Annotated in this window: 18 protein-coding genes; 1 reads left to right on the top strand and 17 read right to left on the bottom strand. The window is 68.0% G+C overall.

What is annotated here, in order from left to right; all coding sequences use genetic code 11:
- Positions 1 to 38 precede the first annotated feature (38 nt).
- A complete protein-coding gene (locus AB0333_RS02260) occupies positions 39 to 893 on the top strand; it encodes a hypothetical protein (RefSeq protein ID WP_366217134.1) in 855 nt (284 codons plus the stop codon).
- A gap of 151 nt (positions 894 to 1,044) precedes the next feature.
- On the opposite strand, the gene AB0333_RS02255 is transcribed toward AB0333_RS02260, so the two are convergent.
- The 17 genes from AB0333_RS02255 to AB0333_RS02175 form a co-directional block, all read right to left on the bottom strand.
- Complete coding sequence (locus tag AB0333_RS02255) at positions 1,045 to 2,328, bottom strand: citrate synthase (RefSeq protein ID WP_366217133.1); 1,284 nt, start codon at positions 2,326 to 2,328, stop codon at positions 1,045 to 1,047.
- Between the two features lie 221 nt (positions 2,329 to 2,549).
- Entirely contained in the window at positions 2,550 to 3,770 is a 1,221-nt protein-coding gene (dapC, locus tag AB0333_RS02250) for a succinyldiaminopimelate transaminase (protein WP_366217132.1), read from the bottom strand.
- A gap of 37 nt (positions 3,771 to 3,807) precedes the next feature.
- Positions 3,808 to 4,140: a ferredoxin gene (gene fdxA / locus AB0333_RS02245; RefSeq protein WP_159551716.1), complete on the bottom strand. Its 333-nt coding sequence runs from the start codon at positions 4,138 to 4,140 to the stop codon at positions 3,808 to 3,810.
- Between the two features lie 71 nt (positions 4,141 to 4,211).
- Entirely contained in the window at positions 4,212 to 4,751 is a 540-nt protein-coding gene (locus tag AB0333_RS02240; protein WP_366217131.1) for a hypothetical protein, read from the bottom strand.
- Positions 4,738 to 6,654, bottom strand: a complete 1,917-nt coding sequence (gene typA, locus AB0333_RS02235) for a translational GTPase TypA (protein ID WP_366217130.1) — start codon at positions 6,652 to 6,654, stop codon at positions 4,738 to 4,740. Before typA ends, AB0333_RS02240 begins: the two co-directional genes overlap by 14 nt.
- 124 nt (positions 6,655 to 6,778) lie before the next feature.
- Positions 6,779 to 8,620, bottom strand: a complete 1,842-nt coding sequence (locus AB0333_RS02230; RefSeq protein WP_366217129.1) for an ABC transporter ATP-binding protein — start codon at positions 8,618 to 8,620, stop codon at positions 6,779 to 6,781.
- A complete protein-coding gene (locus tag AB0333_RS02225; RefSeq protein WP_366217128.1) occupies positions 8,617 to 9,807 on the bottom strand; it encodes an ABC transporter permease in 1,191 nt (396 codons plus the stop codon). Before AB0333_RS02225 ends, AB0333_RS02230 begins: the two co-directional genes overlap by 4 nt.
- 5 nt (positions 9,808 to 9,812) lie before the next feature.
- Positions 9,813 to 11,336: an ABC transporter permease gene (locus tag AB0333_RS02220; protein WP_366217127.1), complete on the bottom strand. Its 1,524-nt coding sequence runs from the start codon at positions 11,334 to 11,336 to the stop codon at positions 9,813 to 9,815.
- 198 nt (positions 11,337 to 11,534) lie between these two features.
- Positions 11,535 to 13,376: an ABC transporter family substrate-binding protein gene (locus AB0333_RS02215; RefSeq protein ID WP_366217126.1), complete on the bottom strand. Its 1,842-nt coding sequence runs from the start codon at positions 13,374 to 13,376 to the stop codon at positions 11,535 to 11,537.
- 340 nt (positions 13,377 to 13,716) lie between these two features.
- Positions 13,717 to 14,637: a hypothetical protein gene (locus AB0333_RS02210; RefSeq protein ID WP_366217125.1), complete on the bottom strand. Its 921-nt coding sequence runs from the start codon at positions 14,635 to 14,637 to the stop codon at positions 13,717 to 13,719.
- Positions 14,634 to 15,542, bottom strand: coding sequence for a hypothetical protein (locus AB0333_RS02205; RefSeq protein WP_366217124.1), 909 nt, complete (start codon positions 15,540 to 15,542; stop codon positions 14,634 to 14,636). The genes AB0333_RS02210 and AB0333_RS02205 overlap by 4 nt, the downstream gene beginning before the upstream one ends.
- A gap of 163 nt (positions 15,543 to 15,705) precedes the next feature.
- On the bottom strand, positions 15,706 to 17,199 hold the full coding sequence (locus tag AB0333_RS02200; RefSeq protein ID WP_366217123.1) for an NAD(P)/FAD-dependent oxidoreductase: 1,494 nt from the start codon (positions 17,197 to 17,199) through the stop codon (positions 15,706 to 15,708).
- Positions 17,200 to 17,296: 97 nt separating this feature from the next.
- Complete coding sequence (locus tag AB0333_RS02195) at positions 17,297 to 17,698, bottom strand: monovalent cation/H(+) antiporter subunit G (RefSeq protein WP_366217122.1); 402 nt, start codon at positions 17,696 to 17,698, stop codon at positions 17,297 to 17,299.
- Positions 17,698 to 17,976, bottom strand: a complete 279-nt coding sequence (locus AB0333_RS02190) for a monovalent cation/H+ antiporter complex subunit F (protein ID WP_366217121.1) — start codon at positions 17,974 to 17,976, stop codon at positions 17,698 to 17,700. The genes AB0333_RS02195 and AB0333_RS02190 overlap by 1 nt, the downstream gene beginning before the upstream one ends.
- Entirely contained in the window at positions 17,973 to 18,395 is a 423-nt protein-coding gene (locus AB0333_RS02185; protein WP_366217120.1) for a Na+/H+ antiporter subunit E, read from the bottom strand. Before AB0333_RS02185 ends, AB0333_RS02190 begins: the two co-directional genes overlap by 4 nt.
- On the bottom strand, positions 18,392 to 20,011 hold the full coding sequence (locus AB0333_RS02180) for a proton-conducting transporter membrane subunit (protein WP_366217119.1): 1,620 nt from the start codon (positions 20,009 to 20,011) through the stop codon (positions 18,392 to 18,394). The genes AB0333_RS02185 and AB0333_RS02180 overlap by 4 nt, the downstream gene beginning before the upstream one ends.
- Positions 20,008 to 20,499, bottom strand: coding sequence for a cation:proton antiporter subunit C (locus tag AB0333_RS02175; protein ID WP_366217118.1), 492 nt, complete (start codon positions 20,497 to 20,499; stop codon positions 20,008 to 20,010). Before AB0333_RS02175 ends, AB0333_RS02180 begins: the two co-directional genes overlap by 4 nt.
- Position 20,500 lies beyond the last annotated feature (1 nt).

The raw sequence follows: 20,500 nt of genomic DNA, 5'->3' as shown, positions 1-20,500 counted from the left end.
CCGTCCCGTCCGGGCCGTCGGCCAGGGGTGCTGCTCCGATGAGCAAGCGTTCCCGGCGGCGGTGGCGCGCGCTGGTGGTCCTCCTGGTCTGCCTGGCCGTGGTGACCGCCGGGGCCTGGGTGGCCTCCCGGTTCATCGATTCCTCGGAGATCCTGGTCCGGGAGCATTGCACGGCGATCGTCGGGACGGACTCCTTCAAGCTCGCACCAGACCAGGCGGCCAACGCCGCCCTGATCTCCGCGGTGTCCCTGGACCGCGGCCTGCCGGCCCGGGCCGCCTCGATCGGCATCGCCACGGGCTTCCAGGAGTCGAAGCTGCGCAACATCGACTACGGTGACGACGCCGGTCCGGACTCGCGGGGCCTGTTCCAGCAGCGGCCATCCCAGGGGTGGGGTTCCGAGGAGCAGGTCATGGATCCGGTCTACGCGGCGAACCGGTTCTACCAGGAACTCGAGGAACTGGTGCCGGACTTCGAGGACCTCGACATCACGGTCGCCGCCCAGAAGGTCCAGCGCTCGGCGTTCCCCGACGCCTACGCCGACCACGAGCCCGAGGGCCGGGCCTATGCCTCGGCGCTGACCGGACACTCCCCTGCGGCCCTGAACTGTGTCCTGAAGTCGCCGGCCGAGCCCGGAGACGCCGAGGCCATGTCCGCCGCCCTGCAGGACCAGTTGTCCTCGGCTCAGCCGCAGGTGTCCGACGACGGCCGCACGGCCACCATCCCGGCCTCCGGGACGCGTGGCTGGGCTCTCGTGCAGTGGGCCGTGGCCAACGCCGATCAGTTCGGCATCACGTCTGCCTCGTTCGGAGGACAGGGCTGGGTCCGGGCGGATCACGGCTGGGCGCCGGCCACGGGCACCGACGGCGCCGTGATGGTGACCTTCGCGGGGTGAACTGCTCCGTCGCCCTCACCGTCCGCTTTAACCCGGTGATCGTGACGAGTCACCGTGATGATCACGGTGACTCGTCACGATCGGTGGGTTAACTGCTGGGGCCTCCGGTGAACGGCTGAGACGTGCTGAGACCGGGGCGGACGCCGCCGGCTCAGCGCTGGGGGTAGTCCCGCAGCTCGTGGCCGGTGTAGACCTGGCGCGGGCGGCCGATCTTGGTGGCCGGGTCCTCGATGAGCTCACGCCACTGGGCGATCCAGCCGGGCAGACGGCCGAGCGCGAACAGCGGGGTGAACATCTTCTCGGGGAAGCCCATGGCCTTGTAGATCAGGCCGGTGTAGAAGTCCACGTTCGGGTAGAGACGGCGCTCGATGAAGTAGTCGTCCGCGAGGGCCTTCTCCTCCAGGCGCATGGCGATGTCCAGCAGCTCGTCGTTGCCGCCGAGCTTGCCGAGGATGTCATGCGCGGTCTGCTTGACGATCTTCGCGCGCGGATCGTAGTTCTTGTAGACACGGTGGCCGAAGCCCATGAGCTTCACCCCGTCCTCCTTGTTCTTGACCTTCTCCATGAAGTCCTCGGGCTTGACGCCGTCCGACTTGATGGAGCGCAGCATGTTCAGCACGGCCTCGTTGGCGCCGCCGTGCAGCGGACCGTAGAGCGCGTTGATGCCGGCCGAGATGGAGGCGAACATGTTTGCGTGCGAGGAGCCCACCAGGCGGACCGTGGAGGTCGAGCAGTTCTGCTCGTGATCGGCGTGCAGGATGAGCAGCAGGTCCAGGGCCTTGACCATGTCCGGGTCCAGCTCGTACGGCTCGGCCGGGACACCGAAGCTCTGGCGCAGGAAGTTCTCCACCAGGTTCAGGGAATTGTCCGGATAGAGCATCGGCTGGCCGATGGACTTCTTGAAGGCGTAGGACGCGATCACCGGCAGCTTGGCCATCAGGCGGATGGTGGAGATGTGGACCTGTTCCTCATCGAACGGGTCCAGGGAGTCCGCGTAGAAGGTGGACAGGGCGGAGACGGCCGAGGACAGCACCGGCATGGGGTGCGCGTCCCTCGGGAAGCCGTTGAAGAAGCCCTTGAGGTCCTCGTGCAGCATGGTGTGGCGGCGGATGTTCTGGTCCCACTCGCCCAGCTGGTCGTCGGTCGGCAGCTCCCCGTAGATCAACAGGTAGGCGACCTCGAGGAAGGACGAGTGCTCGGCCAGCTGATCGATCGGGTAGCCGCGGTAGCGGAGCACGCCCTCATCGCCGTCGATGTAGGTGATGGCCGACTTGGCGTTGGCGGTGTTCATGAAGCCGGGGTCGTACGTGACCTGACCGGTGTTCTTCAGCAGTGGTCCGATGTTCAGACCGTCGTTGCCGATGGTGGCCTTCTCGCGGCCCAGCTCGACGATCGTGCCGTCAACGGACAGCTGAGCTGAAGTGTTTTCGGTCATGGGTGCTCCCTCATGAGTTGTTCAGTGTGCGAACCACCGGAAACCATCCTCCTGGGACGGCGACCATGTGTGGTGGGGGTGGTCCAATCCAGGTCAACGCTATCAAGACGGGGACCCAGACAAGGAATCGGTGACGCTGATGGCCACCGGCGGTGACGCTGATGGCCACCGGCGGTGGCTCTGGCAGCGGCCCTGGAGGGGTCGGCCGCCGCGGCCACAGTTCAGCGCCAGGAACGCAGTCGGTCAGCCGCCCGCGCCACGGCGTCGTCGGTGGCGGTCAGCGCCACTCGTACGTAGCCGTTGCCGGCCGAGCCGTAGAAGGTACCGGGGCCCACCAGGATGCCCCTCTCGGCCAGCTCGCCGACCAGGTCCCAGCTGTCCTGCTCGGTGGGAGTCCCAGTTGCGGTCCGCAGGCCTCCGCTCCTCCGGCGGCCGTCCCGGGTCCACAAGTACAGGCCGGCCTCGGAGTGGTCCACCACGAGGCCGGCGGCCTCGAGCGCGTCCTTGAGCAGGGCGCGCCGGGCCCGGTACCGGTCCTTCTGCTCCCGCACGTGGGCATCATCACCGAGGGCTGCCGTCATGGCGGCCTGGACCGGCATCGGCACGATCATCCCCGCGTGCTTGCGGCTGTTGACCAGGGTGGACACCAGGGCGACGTCCCCGGCAGCGAACGCGGCACGATAACCGGCCAGGTTGGACTGCTTGGACAGCGAGTACACGCTGAGCAGGTTCGTGTGGTCACCGTCGGACACCTCGGGCGAGAGGATGCAGGGCACCGTGGCGGTCGGCCCGTCCTTCGGGTCCGTACTATCCACACTGTCCACGTTTTCCGCACCGGCAGCGCTGTCCCAGCGGCCCCAGCCGAGCTCGGCATAGCATTCATCGCCGGCCACCACGGCACCCACCTCACGGGCCTGCGCGACGACGGCCCGCAGGTCCTCGACCGAGGCCACCTTCCCGGTGGGGTTGGCCGGGGAGTTGGTCCAGACCAGCCTGACGCGGGCACGGGTGGCCGCATCCAGCTCCTCGAGCGAATCCGCGGCCACGGCGGTGGCGCCCACGAGCAGGGCACCGATGTCATACGTGGGGTAAGCCACGGAGGGCCGGACCACCACGTCGCCGGGGCCCAGACCCAGCAGGAGCGGCAGCCAGGCGATGAACTCCTTCGAACCGACGGTGGGGATGACGGCCTGCGGGTCCAGCCCGGGCACCCCGCGACGACGGGCGAACCAGGCGACGACGGCCTGCCGCAGCTCGGCCGTGCCCTGCGTGGTCGGATAGCCGTGCGCGTTGGCGGCCGCCGCGAGGGCGTCCTGGATGAGCGCGGGCGTGCTGTCCACGGGCGTGCCGATGGACAGGTCGGCGATCCCACCGGGGTGGGCGGCGGCGGTGGCGCGGTAGGGCGCCAGGGATTCCCAGGGGTATTCGGGCAGCGTCAGCACGGGTCGGCTCAGGATCGGTTCGTCAGGCCGAGGGCCGTCAGAGGCCTTCGGGCATCGGCTGCGGGGGCAGGGCGGTGATCAGCTCATGGTCCTTGGGGATCAGGCCCATCTTCGCGGCGCCGCCCGGAGAGCCGAGGTCGTCGAAGAACTCGACATTGGCCTTGTAGTAGTCGGCCCACTCATCCGGGGTGTCGTCCTCGTAGTAGATGGCCTCGACCGGGCACACGGGCTCGCAGGCGCCGCAGTCCACGCACTCGTCGGGGTGGATGTACAACATCCGCTCACCTTCGTAGATGCAGTCGACCGGGCACTCTTCGATGCAGGCCTTGTCCTTGACATCCACACACGGCAGGGCAATGACGTACGTCACGTGGAACCGTCCACCTTCCAGGGGGTCTGAATGGGCCCGGACATCACCGGGCCTGGGATTCTGAATCCAGTCTAGTCCCGTGCCGCCGGGTGGCGCAGGAGGGGTTGGGCCCACAGCATCGTGATGATGGCCACGACCGGGATGCCCCAGATCCACACGGTCCCGGCGATGGCCGGGCCGGGGACCACCGCGAAGGTGTAGTCGTTGGCCGCCACGGCGAAGGTGTCCAGGCCCGGCCAGTTCCCCATGGCCATGGCCGTGGTGAACGCCGCGATGGCGACGACTCCCCCGGTCCAGGCCAGCGAGGACCTCAAGGTCCACCAGAGCTGGGCGGAGGCCACCAGCAGCAGGGCCAGCACGGCGCCCCAGGGCAGGACCCAGGCGCCCTCGTCCGTGGTGGTGCCGCCGATCCAGCTGAAGTGCAGGTGCAGCACGGTCCCGAGGATCCCGACGCCGGCCCCGATCAGGACCGCGACCAGCAGCGGCACCCAGCCGCGTCGGCCGGCCGGCCGGGTGTTCCGTTCCGGGCCCGAGCGCGGCCCGACGCCCGCCGGGGGCTGCCCGGCCGGCGTCGGACCCTGCTGATGGTCCCGCAGGTCAGGAGCGGGCACGGGCGCGGGCGGCCTTGCTGCGCTCCCCGGCGTCCAGGATGAGCTTGCGGATGCGGATCTCCTCGGGGGTGATCTCCACGCACTCGTCCTCGCGGGCGAACTCGAGGGATTCCTCCAGCGTGAGCTTCTTCGGCGGGGTCAGACCCTCGAAGGAGTCGGAGGAGGCCGCACGCATGTTGGTGAGCTTCTTCTCCTTGGTGATGTTGACGTCCATGTCATCGGCGCGGGAGTTCTCGCCGACGATCATGCCCTCGTACACTTCGGCACCCGGCTGGACGAAGAACGTGCCTCGCTCCTGCAGGTTGATCATGGCGAAGGGGGTGGCGGTGCCGGAACGGTCCGCCATGAGGGAGCCCTTGTCCCGGTACTCGATCGGACCGGCCCAGGGCTCGAAGCCGTTGGCGTAGGAGGAGGCGATGCCGGCGCCGCGGGTGTCCGTGAGGAACTGCGTGCGGAAGCCGATCAGGCCTCGGGCCGGCACGTTGAACTCCATGCGAATCCAGCCGGTGCCCTGGTTCTTCATCTCGGTCATGCGGCCCTTGCGGGCGGCCATCAGCTGGGTGATCGGCCCCATGAACTCCTCAGGGGTGTCGATGGTCATCAGCTCCATCGGCTCGTGCACCTTGCCGTCGATGGTCTTGGTGACCACCTGCGGCTTGCCCACGGTCAGTTCGAAGCCCTCACGGCGCATCTGCTCCACCAGGATGGCCAGTGCCAGCTCGCCGCGGCCCTGGACCTCCCAGGCGTCGGGACGCTCGGTCGGCAGGACCTTGAGGGACACGTTGCCGATGAGCTCGGCGTCCAGACGGTCCTTGACCTGGCGCGCGGTGACCTTGGCGTTCTTGACGCGGCCGGCCATCGGGGAGGTGTTGATGCCGATGGTCATGGAGATCGCCGGATCGTCCACGGTGATCAGCGGCAAAGGCTTCGGGTTCTCGGCGTCCGTGAGGGTCTCGCCGATCATGATGTCCTCGATGCCGGCGACGGCCACGATCTCGCCCGGGCCGGCCGAGTCGATCGGCGCGCGAGACAGGCCCTTGGTGCCGAGCAGCTCGGTGATCTTCACGTTCTTCAGCTGGCCGTCCTGACGGGCCCAGGCGACCTGCTGGCCCTTCTTCAGGGTGCCGTTGAAGATGCGCAGCAGGGCCAGTCGGCCCAGGAACGGGGAGGCGTCCAGGTTGGTGACATGCGCCTGCAAGACCTCGCCCGCGGTGTAGGTCGGAGCCGGGATGTGCTCCATGATGGTGGCGAACAGCGGCTCCAGGTCTTCGCTGTCCGGCATCTCGCCATCGCCTGGCTGGGTCAGGGAGGCCTTGCCGGCCTTGCCGGAGGCGAAGACGATCGGCAGGTTAAGCACGGAGTCCAGGTCCAGGTCCTCGACCTCGTCGGAGAGGTCCGAGGCCAGGCCCAGCAGCAGGTCCATGGAGTCGGAGACCACGCCGTCGATGCGGGCATCGGGGCGGTCGGTCTTGTTGACCACGAGGATCACGGGAAGCTTGGCGGCCAGGGCCTTGCGGAGCACGAAGCGAGTCTGCGGCAGCGGGCCCTCGGAGGCGTCCACGAGCAGCACGACGCCGTCCACCATGGACAGTCCGCGCTCGACCTCACCACCGAAGTCGGCGTGGCCGGGGGTGTCGATGACGTTGAAGGTGACGGACTCGACCCCGTGGGCCGCAGCGGAGGGGCCGGAGTAGAACACGGTGGTGTTCTTGGCGAGGATGGTGATGCCCTTCTCGCGTTCCAGCTCGCCGGAATCCATCACCCGGTCCTCCACCTCGCCGTGGCTGGAGAAGGCGCCGGCCTGGCGCAGCATCGCATCCACCAAGGTGGTCTTGCCGTGGTCCACGTGGGCCACGATGGCGACATTGCGGAGGTCGGTGCGCTGGGTGAGGGTTTCAGTCATAGGGGTGCCTGTTCATCGAGGGCGGCGGGCTGGCGGGCGCCCAGAGGTTGTTAGCCGTCAAGGGCCCCGTCCGATTATACGGGACCGAGCCAATCCCCTCGCACATGCCTCGGAGCGCCCCGGCTCAGTAGGGGCGTTCCCCCAGTGACTCGAGCAGCTGACGGCGCTCAGTGCGCTTGGTCAGCTGTTCATCGGGATCCGGCACGGGGGCAGCCGAGAGCAGTCGCTTGGTGTACTCCTGGGTCGGATGGTGGAGGACCTCCTGCGTCGGCCCCTGCTCCACCTGGCGGCCGTCCTTGAGGACGAGGACCCGGTGCGCCAGCATGTCCACCACGGCCAGGTCGTGTGAGACGAACAGGCAGGCGAACTCGTAGCGGGACTGCAGCTCGGCGAACATGTCCAGGACGGCGGCCTGCACGGAGACATCGAGGGCGGACGTCGGCTCATCCGCGATCAGCACCTCCGGGTCCAGGGTCAGGGCCCGGGCGATGGAGATGCGCTGGCGCTGGCCACCCGAGAGTTCGTGCGGGAAACGGTTGACCACTGAGCGCGGCAGCTTCACCGCGTCCAGCAACTCGTAGGCGCGGTCCAGTCGCGTCTGACGGTTGCCGACGTTGTGGATGACCATCGGTTCGGTGATGACGTCACCGATCGGGAACCTCGGGTCCAGCGAGGCCGCCGGGTCCTGGAAGACCACGCCGATCCGCTTCCGCAGGGCGCGCGCATCCTTCCCGGCGAGCCGGGTGAGATCGCTGCCGTGGATCTTGAGAGACCCCGAGGCCACGGGCAGCAGCCCGAGGACCGACTTGGCGATCGTGGACTTGCCGGAACCGGACTCGCCCACGAGCCCGAGGATCTCCCCCGGTTCCACCGTGAAGTCGATGTCATGAACCACGCGGTTCTTCTTGCCCCGGTGGTCGTACTCGATGCACAGGCCCTGCGCCTCGATCGCGGAGACCGCCGTGGTCTGGGTGGAGGTCACCGGCGAGGGCTCCGCCACGCCCAGTTCAGCACCCAGTCGCGGCACGGACCCGAGCAGCCGTTCCGTGTACGGGTGCTGCGGGTTCTGCATGACCTGGTGGACCTCACCGGACTCCACGAGCTCCCCGCGCAGCATCACGCAGACCCGGTCTGCCATGTCCGCCACCACGCCCATGTTGTGGGTGATGAGCAGGATCCCGGTGTTCAGCTGGTCCTTCAGCGAGCGCAGCAGCTCGAGGATCTCCGCCTGCACGGTCACGTCGAGGGCCGTGGTCGGCTCGTCCGCGATGATGACCTCCGGCGAGCAGCTGATGGCCATCGCGATGACGATGCGCTGGCGCTGACCACCGGAGAACTGGTGCGGGTACTGCTTGAGCCGGCGCTGGGCGTCCGGGATCCCGACCATCTCCAGCAGTTCCACCGCCCGCCGGTCCGCCTCGGTGCCGTAGGCGATGCCGTGCACGTTGAGCGACTCGGTGAGCTGGTCCCCCACCGTGAGCACCGGGTTCAGCGCCGTCATGGGCTCCTGGAAGACCATGGCCGCGTGCCGGCCACGGATCTTGCGCAGACCGTTCGCGTCCAGCTTGGTGACCTCACGGTCCCCCAGCATGACGGTGCCGGTGACGCTCGCGTTGGCTGGGAGCAGTCCCATGGCCGTCGACGACGTCACGGACTTGCCGGAGCCGGATTCGCCGACCAGCGCCACGACCTCGCCGGGCTTGATGTCGAAGCTGACACCCTTGACGGCGTTGACGTCACCGAACTCGGTGTTGAAGGTGACGGAGACGTCCTGGAAGGACAGGATCGGCCTGCCGTCGCGGTCGGGGTGGCGTTGCACCAGACCCAGCGAGCCGGTCGCCGGGGACGTGCCCGACACCGGCCGCCCGGCCGTCGATGAGCCCGCGGCACCCGCGGTGCCCGGGACCTCAGTCCCGGACCGGCCGTCGTCGGGATTCTGGTTCTTCTTGCGTCCGAAGATGCTCATGGGTTTCCTATCCCGCTTCCGCCCATTAGTCCGCCGAGGCCCGTTCCGTTGATGGGCTGGCCCGGGACATCTTTGCCACCCGGCCCCGCGGTGGATCCTGTCGTCTTGTTGAGAGCCTTGTCACGCCCGGAGAAGCCGAGGAAGCCCCGCTTCCGGCCACGGGATCCCTGACGGGGATCGAAGGCGTCCCGCAGGCCGTCACCGATGAAGTTCACGGACAGGGCGATCGCCAGGATGAACATGCCCGGCCACCAGAACAGCCAGGGCCTCGTGGTGAAGGCGCTCTGGTACTGGCTGATCAGCAGGCCGAGCGAGGAGTCCGGGGGCCGGACGCCGAAGCCGAGGAAGGACAGTGAGGTCTCCAGCAGGATGGCCGCCGCGATGGCGAACGTCGCGTTGACGACGATCACGCCGATGGTGTTGGGCAGCAGGTGCCGCAGAATCACCCGTCCAGGCTTGGCGCCCATGGCCACGGCAGCGGCCACGAACTCCTTCTCGCGCAGGGACAGCACCTCGCCGCGGACGAGGCGGGCCAGCGAGGTCCACGTGACCAGTCCCAGCACCAGCGCCAGCGGGATGATCCCGCCGCCAAGTCCCGAGGACATCTGGCCGAGGACGGCGGCCAGCACGAGCAGCGGGATCACGATGACCAGGTCGGTCGCCCGCATCAGGACGGCATCGATCCAGCCGCGGAAGTAGCCGGCGAGCGCGCCGACCACGGAACCGATGACGGTGGAGACGATGCCCACGACGATGGCGATGATCAGCGACTGCTGGGTGCCGCGCATCACCAGTGCGAAGAAGTCGTTGCCGGTGGTGACCTGGCCGAAGGGGTGTTCCCCCCAGCGGATGCCCTCGCCGCCCAGCCACTCGGGCACCACGGACAGGGTGGGGACGCCGCCGTTCACCGTCGCGCCGGTCGCCGCATAGTCCTTGTCCCACCAGCCGGGGATGCCGGCATAGCCGATGGAGGTGAAGGCCAGGAGGAAGATCAGCACCAGGAAGACGGCGGAGATCATGGCGGCCTTATGGTGGCGGAAACGCCGCCTGACCAGCTGGCCCTGGCTGAAGGACTTCCCGGTCTGCTGGCGCAGCTTGGCGTCTTCTACCTCGGCCAGGTTGGCCAGGTCCACGGCCTGCTGGGAGGGTCCGTTCTCAGGGCGGGGGGTCCCGTTCTCGTTGCTCATGCGACTCACACTCGAATCCGGGGGTCGAGGACGGCGTACAGGATGTCGGCCAGCAGGTTGAAGAGCACCGCGGCGGTGCCGGTGACCAGGAAGAAGGCCATGACGGGGGCGGGGTCCACCTGTTGCAGGCCCACGCGGAAGAGGTTGCCCATGCCCTGCCAGCCGAAGACCTGCTCGGTGATCACCGCACCTCCGATGAGGCCGGCGAAGTCGAAGGCCATGATCGTCGTGATCGGGATCAATGAGTTGCGGAAGGCGTGCTTGAGGATGACCTGCCGCTCGTTCAGGCCCTTGGCGCGGGCCGTGCGGATATAGTCCTGCTGGCTGACCTCGAGCATCGAGGCCCGTGTGTAGCGCGAATAGCTGGCCAGGGAGATCAGGGTCAGCACGATGGTCGGCAGCAGGAGCTGGGTGCCCTTGTCCAGGAAGTCCTCCCAGAAGGTGCCGGTGAAGTTCGGCGTCTGCGAGCCGATCGTCGCGATGGGGCGTCCCACGATGTCCAGGTAGCCCGGCCAGGATCGGAAGAGGTGTCCCACGATCGTCAATCCGCCCATGACGACGGCGGTGAACACCGAGACGAGGGTGGCTGCCCCCTTGGAATACCCGCCCATCAGGCGGCCGACGAGCACGGCGAGGCCAATGGCCACGACCGAGAGGATGAAGATGATCAGCCAGTTCGGATCCCACAACAGGTTATAGGTGGCGTAGTAGGCCACCATCCCGAGGCCGGCGGTGACCAGTCCCGCGTAGAGCACGCGGCGATTCTTCAGGCCCGCTCCCAGGACCGTGGCGCCGACGGCGGCGGCAACACCGACCAGCAGGAGGACCACGGGAGGCATCTGCGGATATCGGGCGAAATTCAGCCAGTCCAGGTAAGGAAGTGCGACACAGGTGAAGGCGAAGGCGCCCAGGAAGGTGAAGAGCCGACGACGGGGACCGCCGGCGAGGATGGCCTGCAGGGCGAGTCCCAGGATGAGGCCCACGGCGATGATCGTGGGCCACGTGAAACCGGGATCAGGACTGGCCAGCCAGTCATTGAAGCCGATGGCCAGGTATTCCTTCAGGAGCACGGCGGCCCAGAAGACCGGGAGGGAGAAGAACAGGAAGGTCAGGAAGGTCACCGCGTAGTCCATCCCGGAGTACTGCCGGATGGCGGTCAGGATGCCGATGAGGACACCGAAGACCATGGCGATGACGGTGGCCAGCACCACGAGTCGGAGGGTCGATGAGGCTGCCAGGCCCAGCAGGTCGATGACCTCCTGGCCGGATCGGTTGGTGCCGAGGTCGCATTGGCCGATGAAGCACTGGCCGACGCCGGTCAGCCAGTCCCAGTAGCGCGCATACCAGGGCTGGTCCAGGTCCATGAACATGATGCGCTGTTCGATGAGGTATTCACGGTTGTCCGCGTTGGATTCCCGCAGATCGGCCAAGGGGTCGCCGGAGTTGATGGTGAGCACGTACAGCAGCAGCGACGCCCCGAGCAACACCAGGAACGAGCTGCCGAAACGGCGGAGGATGAATTTCAGCACAACAGAACGTTGCCTTCCGTACCAGGGGGTCGAGGAGGTCTGCCTGAATCGTCACGGAGCACACGATGTCACCGAAGGGGATCCCCAGCGGGTCAATGGAACAGTTGGGGCCCGGCCGGATGTGGTCGGGCCCCAACTGTGGTGCACCATCGATGCGATTCAGCGCCGGTTGATCAGTGAACTGATCAACTCAGGCGATCATTCGACGCGGACCCACTGCTCTGCGTTCCACACGGCGCCGGTCTGAGTGGCGGTGTTGCGGACGTTGGCGATGTCGGCCGAGTGGGCCACGATCCCCGGGTGGGCGTACAGCGGGATGCCGAACAGGTCGTCCCACAACAGCTTCTCGATGACCTTCACCTGCTCGGCGTGGACCGCCGGGTCCACCGAGCCGGCCAGCGTGTTCCAGGCCTCGTCCACTTCGGGGTTGGAGTACTGGCCGTAGTTCTGCGGAGCGCTGGTCGAGTAGATGTTCTGGCCGGACGCGATCTGGCCGGAGCCGGCCCAGGCGAACAGGGCCACTTCGTAGTCGCCCTGCGGCTGGACCACACCGAAGAAGTCGGGGTGGCCGGCATCGATGATGTTGAAGCCCGCCTCGTCGCACGAGGACTTGATCATGGCCACGGTCTCGGAACGACGCGGGTTCGGTGAGCTGTAACCGATCCGGACGTCCAGGTTGGTCTCACCGGATTCCTCGACGAGCTGCGTCGCCCGTTCCATGTCGACCTCGTCATACTGGCCCTCATAGGAGGCGTCCACGACCTCCTGGTAGCTCTCCTGGAACGGGAACACCTCGCGGGCATTCATGACGATCGTCTCGGGGTCCAGCGGTTTGATCAGATTGTCCACGATCTGCTGACGCGGGAGGCACAGGGCGAAGGCCTCACGCAACTCCCGGTTGTCCGCGAACAGCGAGCCCTCCATGAAGTTGAAGTCCGCGTGCTCCCAGGTCAGGGAGGCGTCCTGCTGGATGACGATTTGGTCGCCCAGGCCCTCCAGCTGCTCGAGGGTGTCCACGGTGGCCTGCGGCTCGATGACGTTCAGGTCGCCGTTCTGCAGCGCCTGCACGTGCGTGTCGGCCGCGGCGAAGCGGATGACCAGCTCTTCGGTGGCCGGCGGGGTGCCCCAGTACTCCTCATTGGCCACCAGGGTGATGGACTGTCCCGGCTCCCAGCTGCTGAACTTGTAGGGGCCCATGGACGGGGCGATCTCCTCGGCGGGCAAGGTGCCCGGGGAGGTGTTCCAGCCGGTGTTGAAGAACTCGGCGGCGGGAGCCAGCGCCTCGGCGTCCTCGTTCTGAATGGCCTCGATCATGGCATCCATGCCCATGCCGGACTGCTCGGCCACCACATGGGCCGGCAATGCCGTATCCATGATGATCTCCCAGTCGGCGTACGGCTCCGCGTAGGTGAGGGTGAATTCCTTGCCAGCCGGGTCCCCCTCCGGCACCTCGGGGACGTACTCGCCGAGGGTATGGGAGATGGCGTTGAACAGCGGTGCGGCCTCGTCACCCTCCCCGGTGGCGATGCGCGGGTTCTGCCACCCCCACTTGAAGATGTAGTCGGCGGCCGTCACCGGGGTGCCGTCGGACCAGACGGCGTCCTCGTTGATCGTGTACTTGACCTGGAGCGGATCGTCCGAGATCTTCTCGTAGGAGCCGAGTTCCTCGTTGGGGAAGATCTCCCCGTCCGTGCCGTAGTAGTAGAAGCTCTGAGTCATTCGCTCGGTGATGGCGGAGTTGTACGTGGAGTACGTCTCCGGCGTCATGCCGTTGTAGGAGATGAACTCGTCCTCACCCACGGAGTAGGAGATCGAGCCCTCCTGGGTCTCGACGTCGCCGAGATCGGCCAGTCCGGAGCCTTCGGGTTCGGCGGTGAGCTTGTTGCCGGCCTCGCCGGTCATCACCTCGCCACTACCACCCTCGGGTGCGGCGGTGCCGGATTCTTCGTTCTCGGCCGGGCCACCCGGCGCGCAGGCGGACAGGACGAGCGCCGAGCTGGCCAGAAGAGCAGCAGCGGCAGAAAGCTTTGTGTATTTCATCAAAGCGTCTCCATTCAAACAGGTGCGAGACGTGGAGTGCTCCCGATCCGACCCGGTTGGGGTGGGAGGGCCGGTCCGATTCCGAGACTGAAACCAGCTTTCCGCTTCAGCACCGGAGGGTGAGCAACACCACAAGGTGTGCACGAGAATAGCGTCGCAACATGCGAAAGCAACATTGAATAGTCCACTCTGGGCTCAATCGTTACCATCCCGTAACTTACCGTCCAGCCCCGTACTCCCGCGTGTTTCCGGGGTGTTACAGCGAATGACTATCTTGATAGACATTGTCCCCGAAACGGGTGTTTCACATCACTCTGGACTTTTTCGCGACCACGGACCCTCAGCGAGGTAGCTGAGGACCCATCGGGAAGTAGGGCAGATAGGACACCCCGGAGACGTTGTATTTGAACTTGATCCCCATGATGATGCGGATGCCCACGTGCATCCCCCACGCGCCGGCGGCGAACCACTGTCCCAGTCGGCGGTTGATCAGGGACAGGGGTGCTCCGAGCTCCACGGCCAGGGACACGACCGCCATCACGGTGAACAACTCCTTCTGCTGGTACAGCGCCGCCCCGGCCTCCGGCTTCGCGGAACCGAAGAGGTCCTTGCGCATCCCGTCCACGGCGATCTGGCCACGCAGCACGTCACCCCCGGCCCACTTCAGGCCGAGCGGACCGCGGACCTTCGCCATGCCGGAGATGAAGTACACGGCCACGGTGGCCACGTTCATGGCTGTCGGCACCGCCCCATACGCACGGTCGTAGCGCTGGGGGAAGAGGGTGCGCTCCCGCAGCAAGGAGTCGATGCTGAGGGCGTCCGCGGACCGCATGGTGCCCAGGACCATCTGGTGCATCGTCAGCATGTTGTCGCTGTGCAGCAGCATGGTCCAGGAGTTGCGGTAACTGATGGTCCACAGCTGCAGCGCCGCATTGAGCGGTCCGGTGATCCGGTGGCCCACCCCCAGGGTGGCGGCGATGTTCACGGCCTGGGCGGCGTCGAAGATCCCGTCCGCCACCCGTGGCGGCAGGGGCTTCCGGAGGATCCTGACCACTCCCACCGGGGTGAACTGGGAGGCGTCCTGCGCGTGGAGTCTGCGGAACATGGCCCGCCGCCTGATGTTGTGGGCGGCCGAGAAGATTCCGGTGGCCACCCTCAGCACCGCGGGGCGGATCGGCTGCGCCGCGGGACGCAACAGGTCGACCGCCTTCTGGAACGCCGGTGAATCGAAGGACGGGAAGGGGTGGTCGGCGCCGTTCACGGTGCGGTCTCCTGCTCGGTTGAGGTCTGAGATGGGTTCTGGAGGGTCGCGCGGGGTTCGATTCCGGACGCGGGCTGGACGGTGTTCTCGGTGACGTAGTCGCCGGCGGTGTTGCCCGTGCCGACCGGACGCGGCGGGACATGGCCCAGCTCGGAGCGGGCCATGGGTCCGGTGGGCGGCCCCTGGGCATCCTGCGCGGTGTCATGGCGGGTCTCGGACACCGCCATTGCGGTCCCGCCGACGTCGGCCCGCGCATGGACCGTCTCCATCTGCGGTGTGGTGTTGCCGGCATAGTAGGTGTCGAAGAAATACCGCGACCGCACGACCTCCACCCGGACGATGCCGGCCTCCTTGCGCCGCCGCCGGGCTGCGGGGCCCGTGCCCTGGCCTGTGGTTCGGCGCTGCTGCTCGGCCAGGGCGTCGGCATACCGCTGGGCGACCTCCATCGCGCGGCCCTGACGGACCATGCGGGTGATCTGCTTGCGGACCTGGTTCAGCCCTCCGGCACCGAAGTGGCTGTAGTGCGGGACGATCCGCTCGCCGTCAGCGGTGAATCCAGCCACATGCGGGATTCGGGTCCGGTCCTTGCGGTCGTCCGAGAACATCGGATAGGTGGACAGCGGGAAGGAGTCCTCCTCGTTCTTGTCCTTGCCGTTGAAGTAGTGACGGACGGGAGAGAGCAGCACAGCCGCGAAGGCGACGCCGGCCGCCAGCGCCCAGAGGTCGCGTTCCGTCGCGCGCGGCGCCGGAACGATGGTCCTCACCCCGGCCGGCAGCGCGGCCGGGTCGTGTGCCGACGAGGCGGCGGACCGGCTCACGGCGGCGGTCAGGTCGGCCGCGGCGAGGCCGTGGGAGAGACGGCGCCACAGGGGGTGCGAGGGGTGGTGCGAGAGGTCGATGGTCACGATCGATCCTTCCGGTGTGGGTGTGGGTGAATGCGGGTCAACACGGATACGGGTGGGTACGGAAGAGTACGGCTGAGAGTGTGTGGGAGCGGCGAGCCACGGGGCCCGAACGGTGCGGCGGGGCTCGGAAAGCGAGGTTTGGCACCGCGCGGCCCGGACCGCGTCAGCGGTGGGCGGCGGCGTCGGCCAGGGCGGCTCGGGCAGCGTGGAGTCCGGCCATGCCGTGGACTCCTCCGCCGGGTGGCGTGGACGAGGAGGCCAGGTACAGGCCGGGCGTGGAAGTCCGGTGAGGGCTGAGGACCGGGGCGGGGCGCAGGATCTGCTGCAACCCGCCCATGGACCCGCCGGCCACGTCCCCTCCGATGAGGTTGGGGTTCCAGGATTCGAGGGCCGACGGCGGGGTGGCCACCTGGTGGACGATGCGGTCCCGGAATCCGGGGGCGAAGCGCTCGATCTGTGCTTCGATCAGGTCACCGACCGGGGCATCGTAGCCGCCGGGCACGTGGGCATAGGTCCACAGCACGGTCTTGCCGGCGGCCTCGCCGGTGGCCCGGGACGGATCCGCGCCCTGCTGCTGGCACACCATGACGAAGGGCTTCTCCGGGATCCGTCCGGCTTTGGCCTCACGCTCCGCGTATTCCATCTCGGCGAGCGTCCCGCCCACGTGGACGGTGCCGGCGCCACCGACCCGCGGATCCGTCCACGGGACCGGCCCGTCGAGCAGGTAGTCGATCTTGGACACCCCGGTGCCGTACTTCCACCGCTGAAGATGGCCGGCGTAGCGATCGGTGAGGTCGGCGCCCTGGAGCTGCAGCAACTGGCGCGGCGTCAGGTCGAGCAGGATCGCATCGGCACCGGCGAACTCGCCGAGGTCGGTGACCTCGTGGTTCAGATGGATGCGGCCGCCATGGGCGTGCAGGACGGAGGCCAGCGCGTCCACGATTCCCTGGGATCCGCCCCGGGCGACGGGCCAGCCGCGGGTCATGCCGAGTGCTCCGAAGATCAGGCCGAAGGCTGAGGTCAGCACATGTGAGGGCGGCAGGACGGCGTGGATGGAGGATCCGGCGAACAGGGCCCGGGCCGCCTCGTCGCGGAAGATCGCGCGGCCGAGGGCCCCGGACGGCCAGAGCGCCCGCGCCCCGAAACGGGCCATGCTGATCAGGTGCGGGGGCAGGCGGACCAGGGAGGGGCCGAGGATGTTCTCCAGATGGGCGTCGATGTTGCCGACCAGTGGTGCGTGCAGTCGCTGCCAGGCCGCTCCGTCACGGCCCAGCCCCCTGACCGTGGCCTCCATCGAGTCCTGTAGGAGGGCCGCCGGCTGCCCGTCGAGGGGGTGCGCCATCGGGTATTCCGGGTGGAGCCATTCCAGGCCGTGATCGGTCAGTCCGAGGTCATGGAAGACGGGACTGGCCACACCGAAGGAGTGCCCGGCGGCGCCCAGGTCCACGATGGTCCCCGGGCCGAGGAGATCGGTGGAGGCGGAGGCACCGCCGTAGGCCGAGTGGCGCTCGTGGACGTCCACCTCCCAGCCGGCCCGGGCCAGCACGGCGGCCGCGGTGAGCCCGTTGGGCCCGGAACCGACGACGACGGCCCGCCGGCTGCCGTTGGTACGCGCCGCCTGCGCGCCTGCCCTGTCCTGCGGTGTCTGCTGTGCCATGGAGTCTGCTTCCGTCCTTTGAAGATCCTGTGAATATCCTGCAGGGCCGGAATGAGACGTGGATGAGCCGTGGATGAGATAACGATGAACGCCGCGCTCAGTCGTCGGATGCCGCCCGATCGGCCCTCCCGTCAGCCTCCCGGACTGGGCCGGCGTCGGCCAGGTCCTGCGGATGGGTGGCCGGGTCCAGGGGCGCACCGGACTGGTAGACGGCCCGCGCCAGGGTGTTCGAGGCCAGCGAGGACACGATCACCAGGGCACAGATGGTCACGACCGCCACCAGCAACGTCCACCACTCGAAACCGTCCCGACCGGTCAGGTGGACGAAGATTCCGATGACCACCAGAGGCAGTCCCATGCCGGTGGCCGGGGAGAAGACGTTCATCATCTGCAGCGCGTCCTTCGCTCGGAGCATGGACACGGCGGAGAGCAGCACCAACAGGGATCCGCCCAAGATGAGCACGGCGGCTATCGCCTCAGCGATGTCGAATCCGGTCATCAGCGTTCTCCCCTCGTCAGGATGCGGGCCAGGGCCACGGTCGCCAGGATGCCCAGGAAGGCCGCCAGCATGGCGGCGTCCTGGATGATGGCCGAGCCGGTCTGGATGCCGATGATCATCAGGATGCCGATGGCCGCGAAGTAGACGAGGTCACCGACCACCGCCCGTTCGGCGGCCGAGGTGGCGGAGTAGATCCGGAACAGGCCCAGCACCACCGCGGCGGCGAGGATACCCATGGCCAGGACCAGCAGGAGATCGGGGACGGAGTCGATGCTCATGGGCGTCGCCCTCGTCCGGCTCCGGCTCGCGCATCAGATCCGGCTCCGGGCTTGTCGTCCCAGCCGCTCCCCCGCGTCATTCTCAGCAACCGGTCCTCCATCTCCCGCAGTCCTTCGTGCACCGAGTCCCGATCCGCGTCGAACACGGAGTGCACGAAGACCGTGGCCGGTTCGGTGTCCGTGCCGTGCGCCGTGCCGACCACCAGGGTGCCCGGGGTGATGGTGATGGACGAGGCCATCCACGTCACCTCGAGATCTGTGGCGCAGCGCAGGGGGAAGCCCACGATCGACGGGTCCGCGAACGTTCCGGGGGTAAGGGCCCGCCGCGCGACCTGCAGCGAACCGGAGATGACCTGACCGATCAGCCAGATCAGATAGCGGACCATGTTCCAGGGGCTGAAGCGCCAATGGTCACTCATCCGATGCCACCTCCCAGGACGGCCTCCACGTAGGGGCCGGTCTCGAACAGGCCGGCCGCCGCCGTCTCGATGAACGGCATCAGCGTACCGGCGAAGATGAAGAGCAGCACGGAGACCCCGATCATCATGACGCCCGGGGCCAGCAGCCGGCCCGGGATCCGCACCGAGTCCGGCACCGCTTCCTCCGGGCCCCGGTCCCGGCTGCCGTCGGCCAGGACCGGCCGGTACAGTCGCAGCGGCTCGCCGGCGAAGGACCGGCCCCACAAGCGCTGCAGGGCCACGAGCGTCGCCACGGAGGCCAGCACGATCGCGGTCAGGAACACCGGGGCGTACCACGCGGGGTTGCCGCCAGCGCCGGCGGGTTCGACCACCGAGAGCGCCAGCCCGAGCTTGGCCCACAGGCCCGAGGTCGGCGGGAGGCCGGCCAGGGACAGCAGTCCGAGGGCGACCACGACGGCGGCCAGGCGGTCCCGGTGCAGCAGTCCGGAGAGCTTGCCGAGGATCCCGGTGCCATAGGTCTGCTCGACCGCACCGGCCGTGGTCAGCAGGGATGCCATGGTCACCACGTGGTGGATGAGGTAGAACAGGCCAGCCGCCACGGCGGCCGGTGAGGCGATGGCCACGCCGATGAGGATGTGGCCCACGCCGGCGATCATCTGGAAGGCCATGACCCCGCGGAAGCGGCTCTCGCCGAGAGAACCGAGCGCCCCCAGCACCATGGTGGCGAGGACGACGACGGCGATCACCACCGCGACCGTGGTCGCGGTGCCGTGGTGGGCCGGCGTCGTGAGAGTGCCCCCGGCCGCGCCGGCAGGGCCTCCCGGCGCGAAGGCGGTGAAGTAGATCCGGAAGATCGCGTACAGCGCGACTTTGGTGTGGAGCGCGGAGAACAGCGCCATGATGCCGGCCGACGTGCCCGGGTAGGCGCGCGGCATCCAGCCGTGGACGGGGACCACACCGGCCTTGATGGCCAAGGCCAGCAGCACGACCGTGACGGCCAGGGCCACCTGCGGGTCCTCGCCGGCTCGTCCGGCCAAGGCGGCCAGGTTGACGGTGCCGGCCGAGCCGTAGACGAGGCCCACGCCCATCACCAGGATCGCGCTGGTGACGAGGTTGACGATCACGAACATGCGGCTGATCCCCAGCCGCCGCCACGTGCCCGTCACGGCGATCAGCGCATAGGAGGGCAGCAGCATGACCTCGACGAACACGAAGAGATTGAACAGGTCCCCGGTCAGTAACGCGCCGTTGACCCCGGACATCAGCATCAAGGCCAGCGCGGGAACGAACCGCACGCGGTCCTCGCCGGAGGCGGTCAGGAACCAGCACGAGGCTGCGGTGGCCAGACCGGTGGTCGCCAGCATCACCGCCGTCAGGGTGTCCGAGACGAACGGGATGGCGATCCCGCCCTCGTAGCTGCCGATCGCGCTGGCCAGGACCGGGGTCTCGCCGTGGTGGATCATCAGCGCGATGGCGGAGGCCAACACCAGCACCGGGATGGCGACGATGAGGACACGGTCCAGCATCCGGCGCCGCAAAATCACCGAGACGCCGGCGAACAGCAGGGGGACGGCCACGAAGAGCGGCAGCAGGGAGCCGATGAACTGGTCGGTCATGCGCGGTCCACCCCCTGCTGGTCCTCTCGCTGGATCTCTGGCTCGATCTCTGGCCGGCTGGCGGTCCGACCGCCAGGCTGGATGTCTGGCTGGCTGTCGTTCTGTCCGGCCGGCGGGTGGGAGGGCCGGTCGTCTGGCTCATCTGGCTCGTCGTGGTCGCTGACGGTGGGCGCCCTCTCCTGGTCGTCGTTCCGGCCGATGACCGCCAGGGCGAGCATGAGGATGGTGGTGGCCATCGAGATGACGATCGCCGTCAGGACGAAGGCCTGCGGCAGCGGGTCGGCGGCCTCGGCCACGGTGGTGCCGTCCATGAGCGGCTCGTGGCGCCAGCCGGGCACACCGCTGGCCAGCAGCAGCAGGTTCGCGGAGTGGGAGATCAGGGTGAGTCCGAAGATGGCGCGCACCATGTCGCGCTGCTGCAGCAGCCAGACCCCGGCGGTGGTCAGCACGCCCACGGTGATGGCGAGCACGAAGGTGGAGTCGAGCATG

The organism is Citricoccus sp. NPDC079358, from assembly GCF_040702545.1.
In the GTDB taxonomy this organism is placed as follows: Bacteria; Actinomycetota; Actinomycetes; order Actinomycetales; family Micrococcaceae; genus Citricoccus.
The sequence above is the reverse complement of the archived record's forward strand: the minus strand, read 5'-3'. Positions and strand labels throughout refer to the sequence as shown.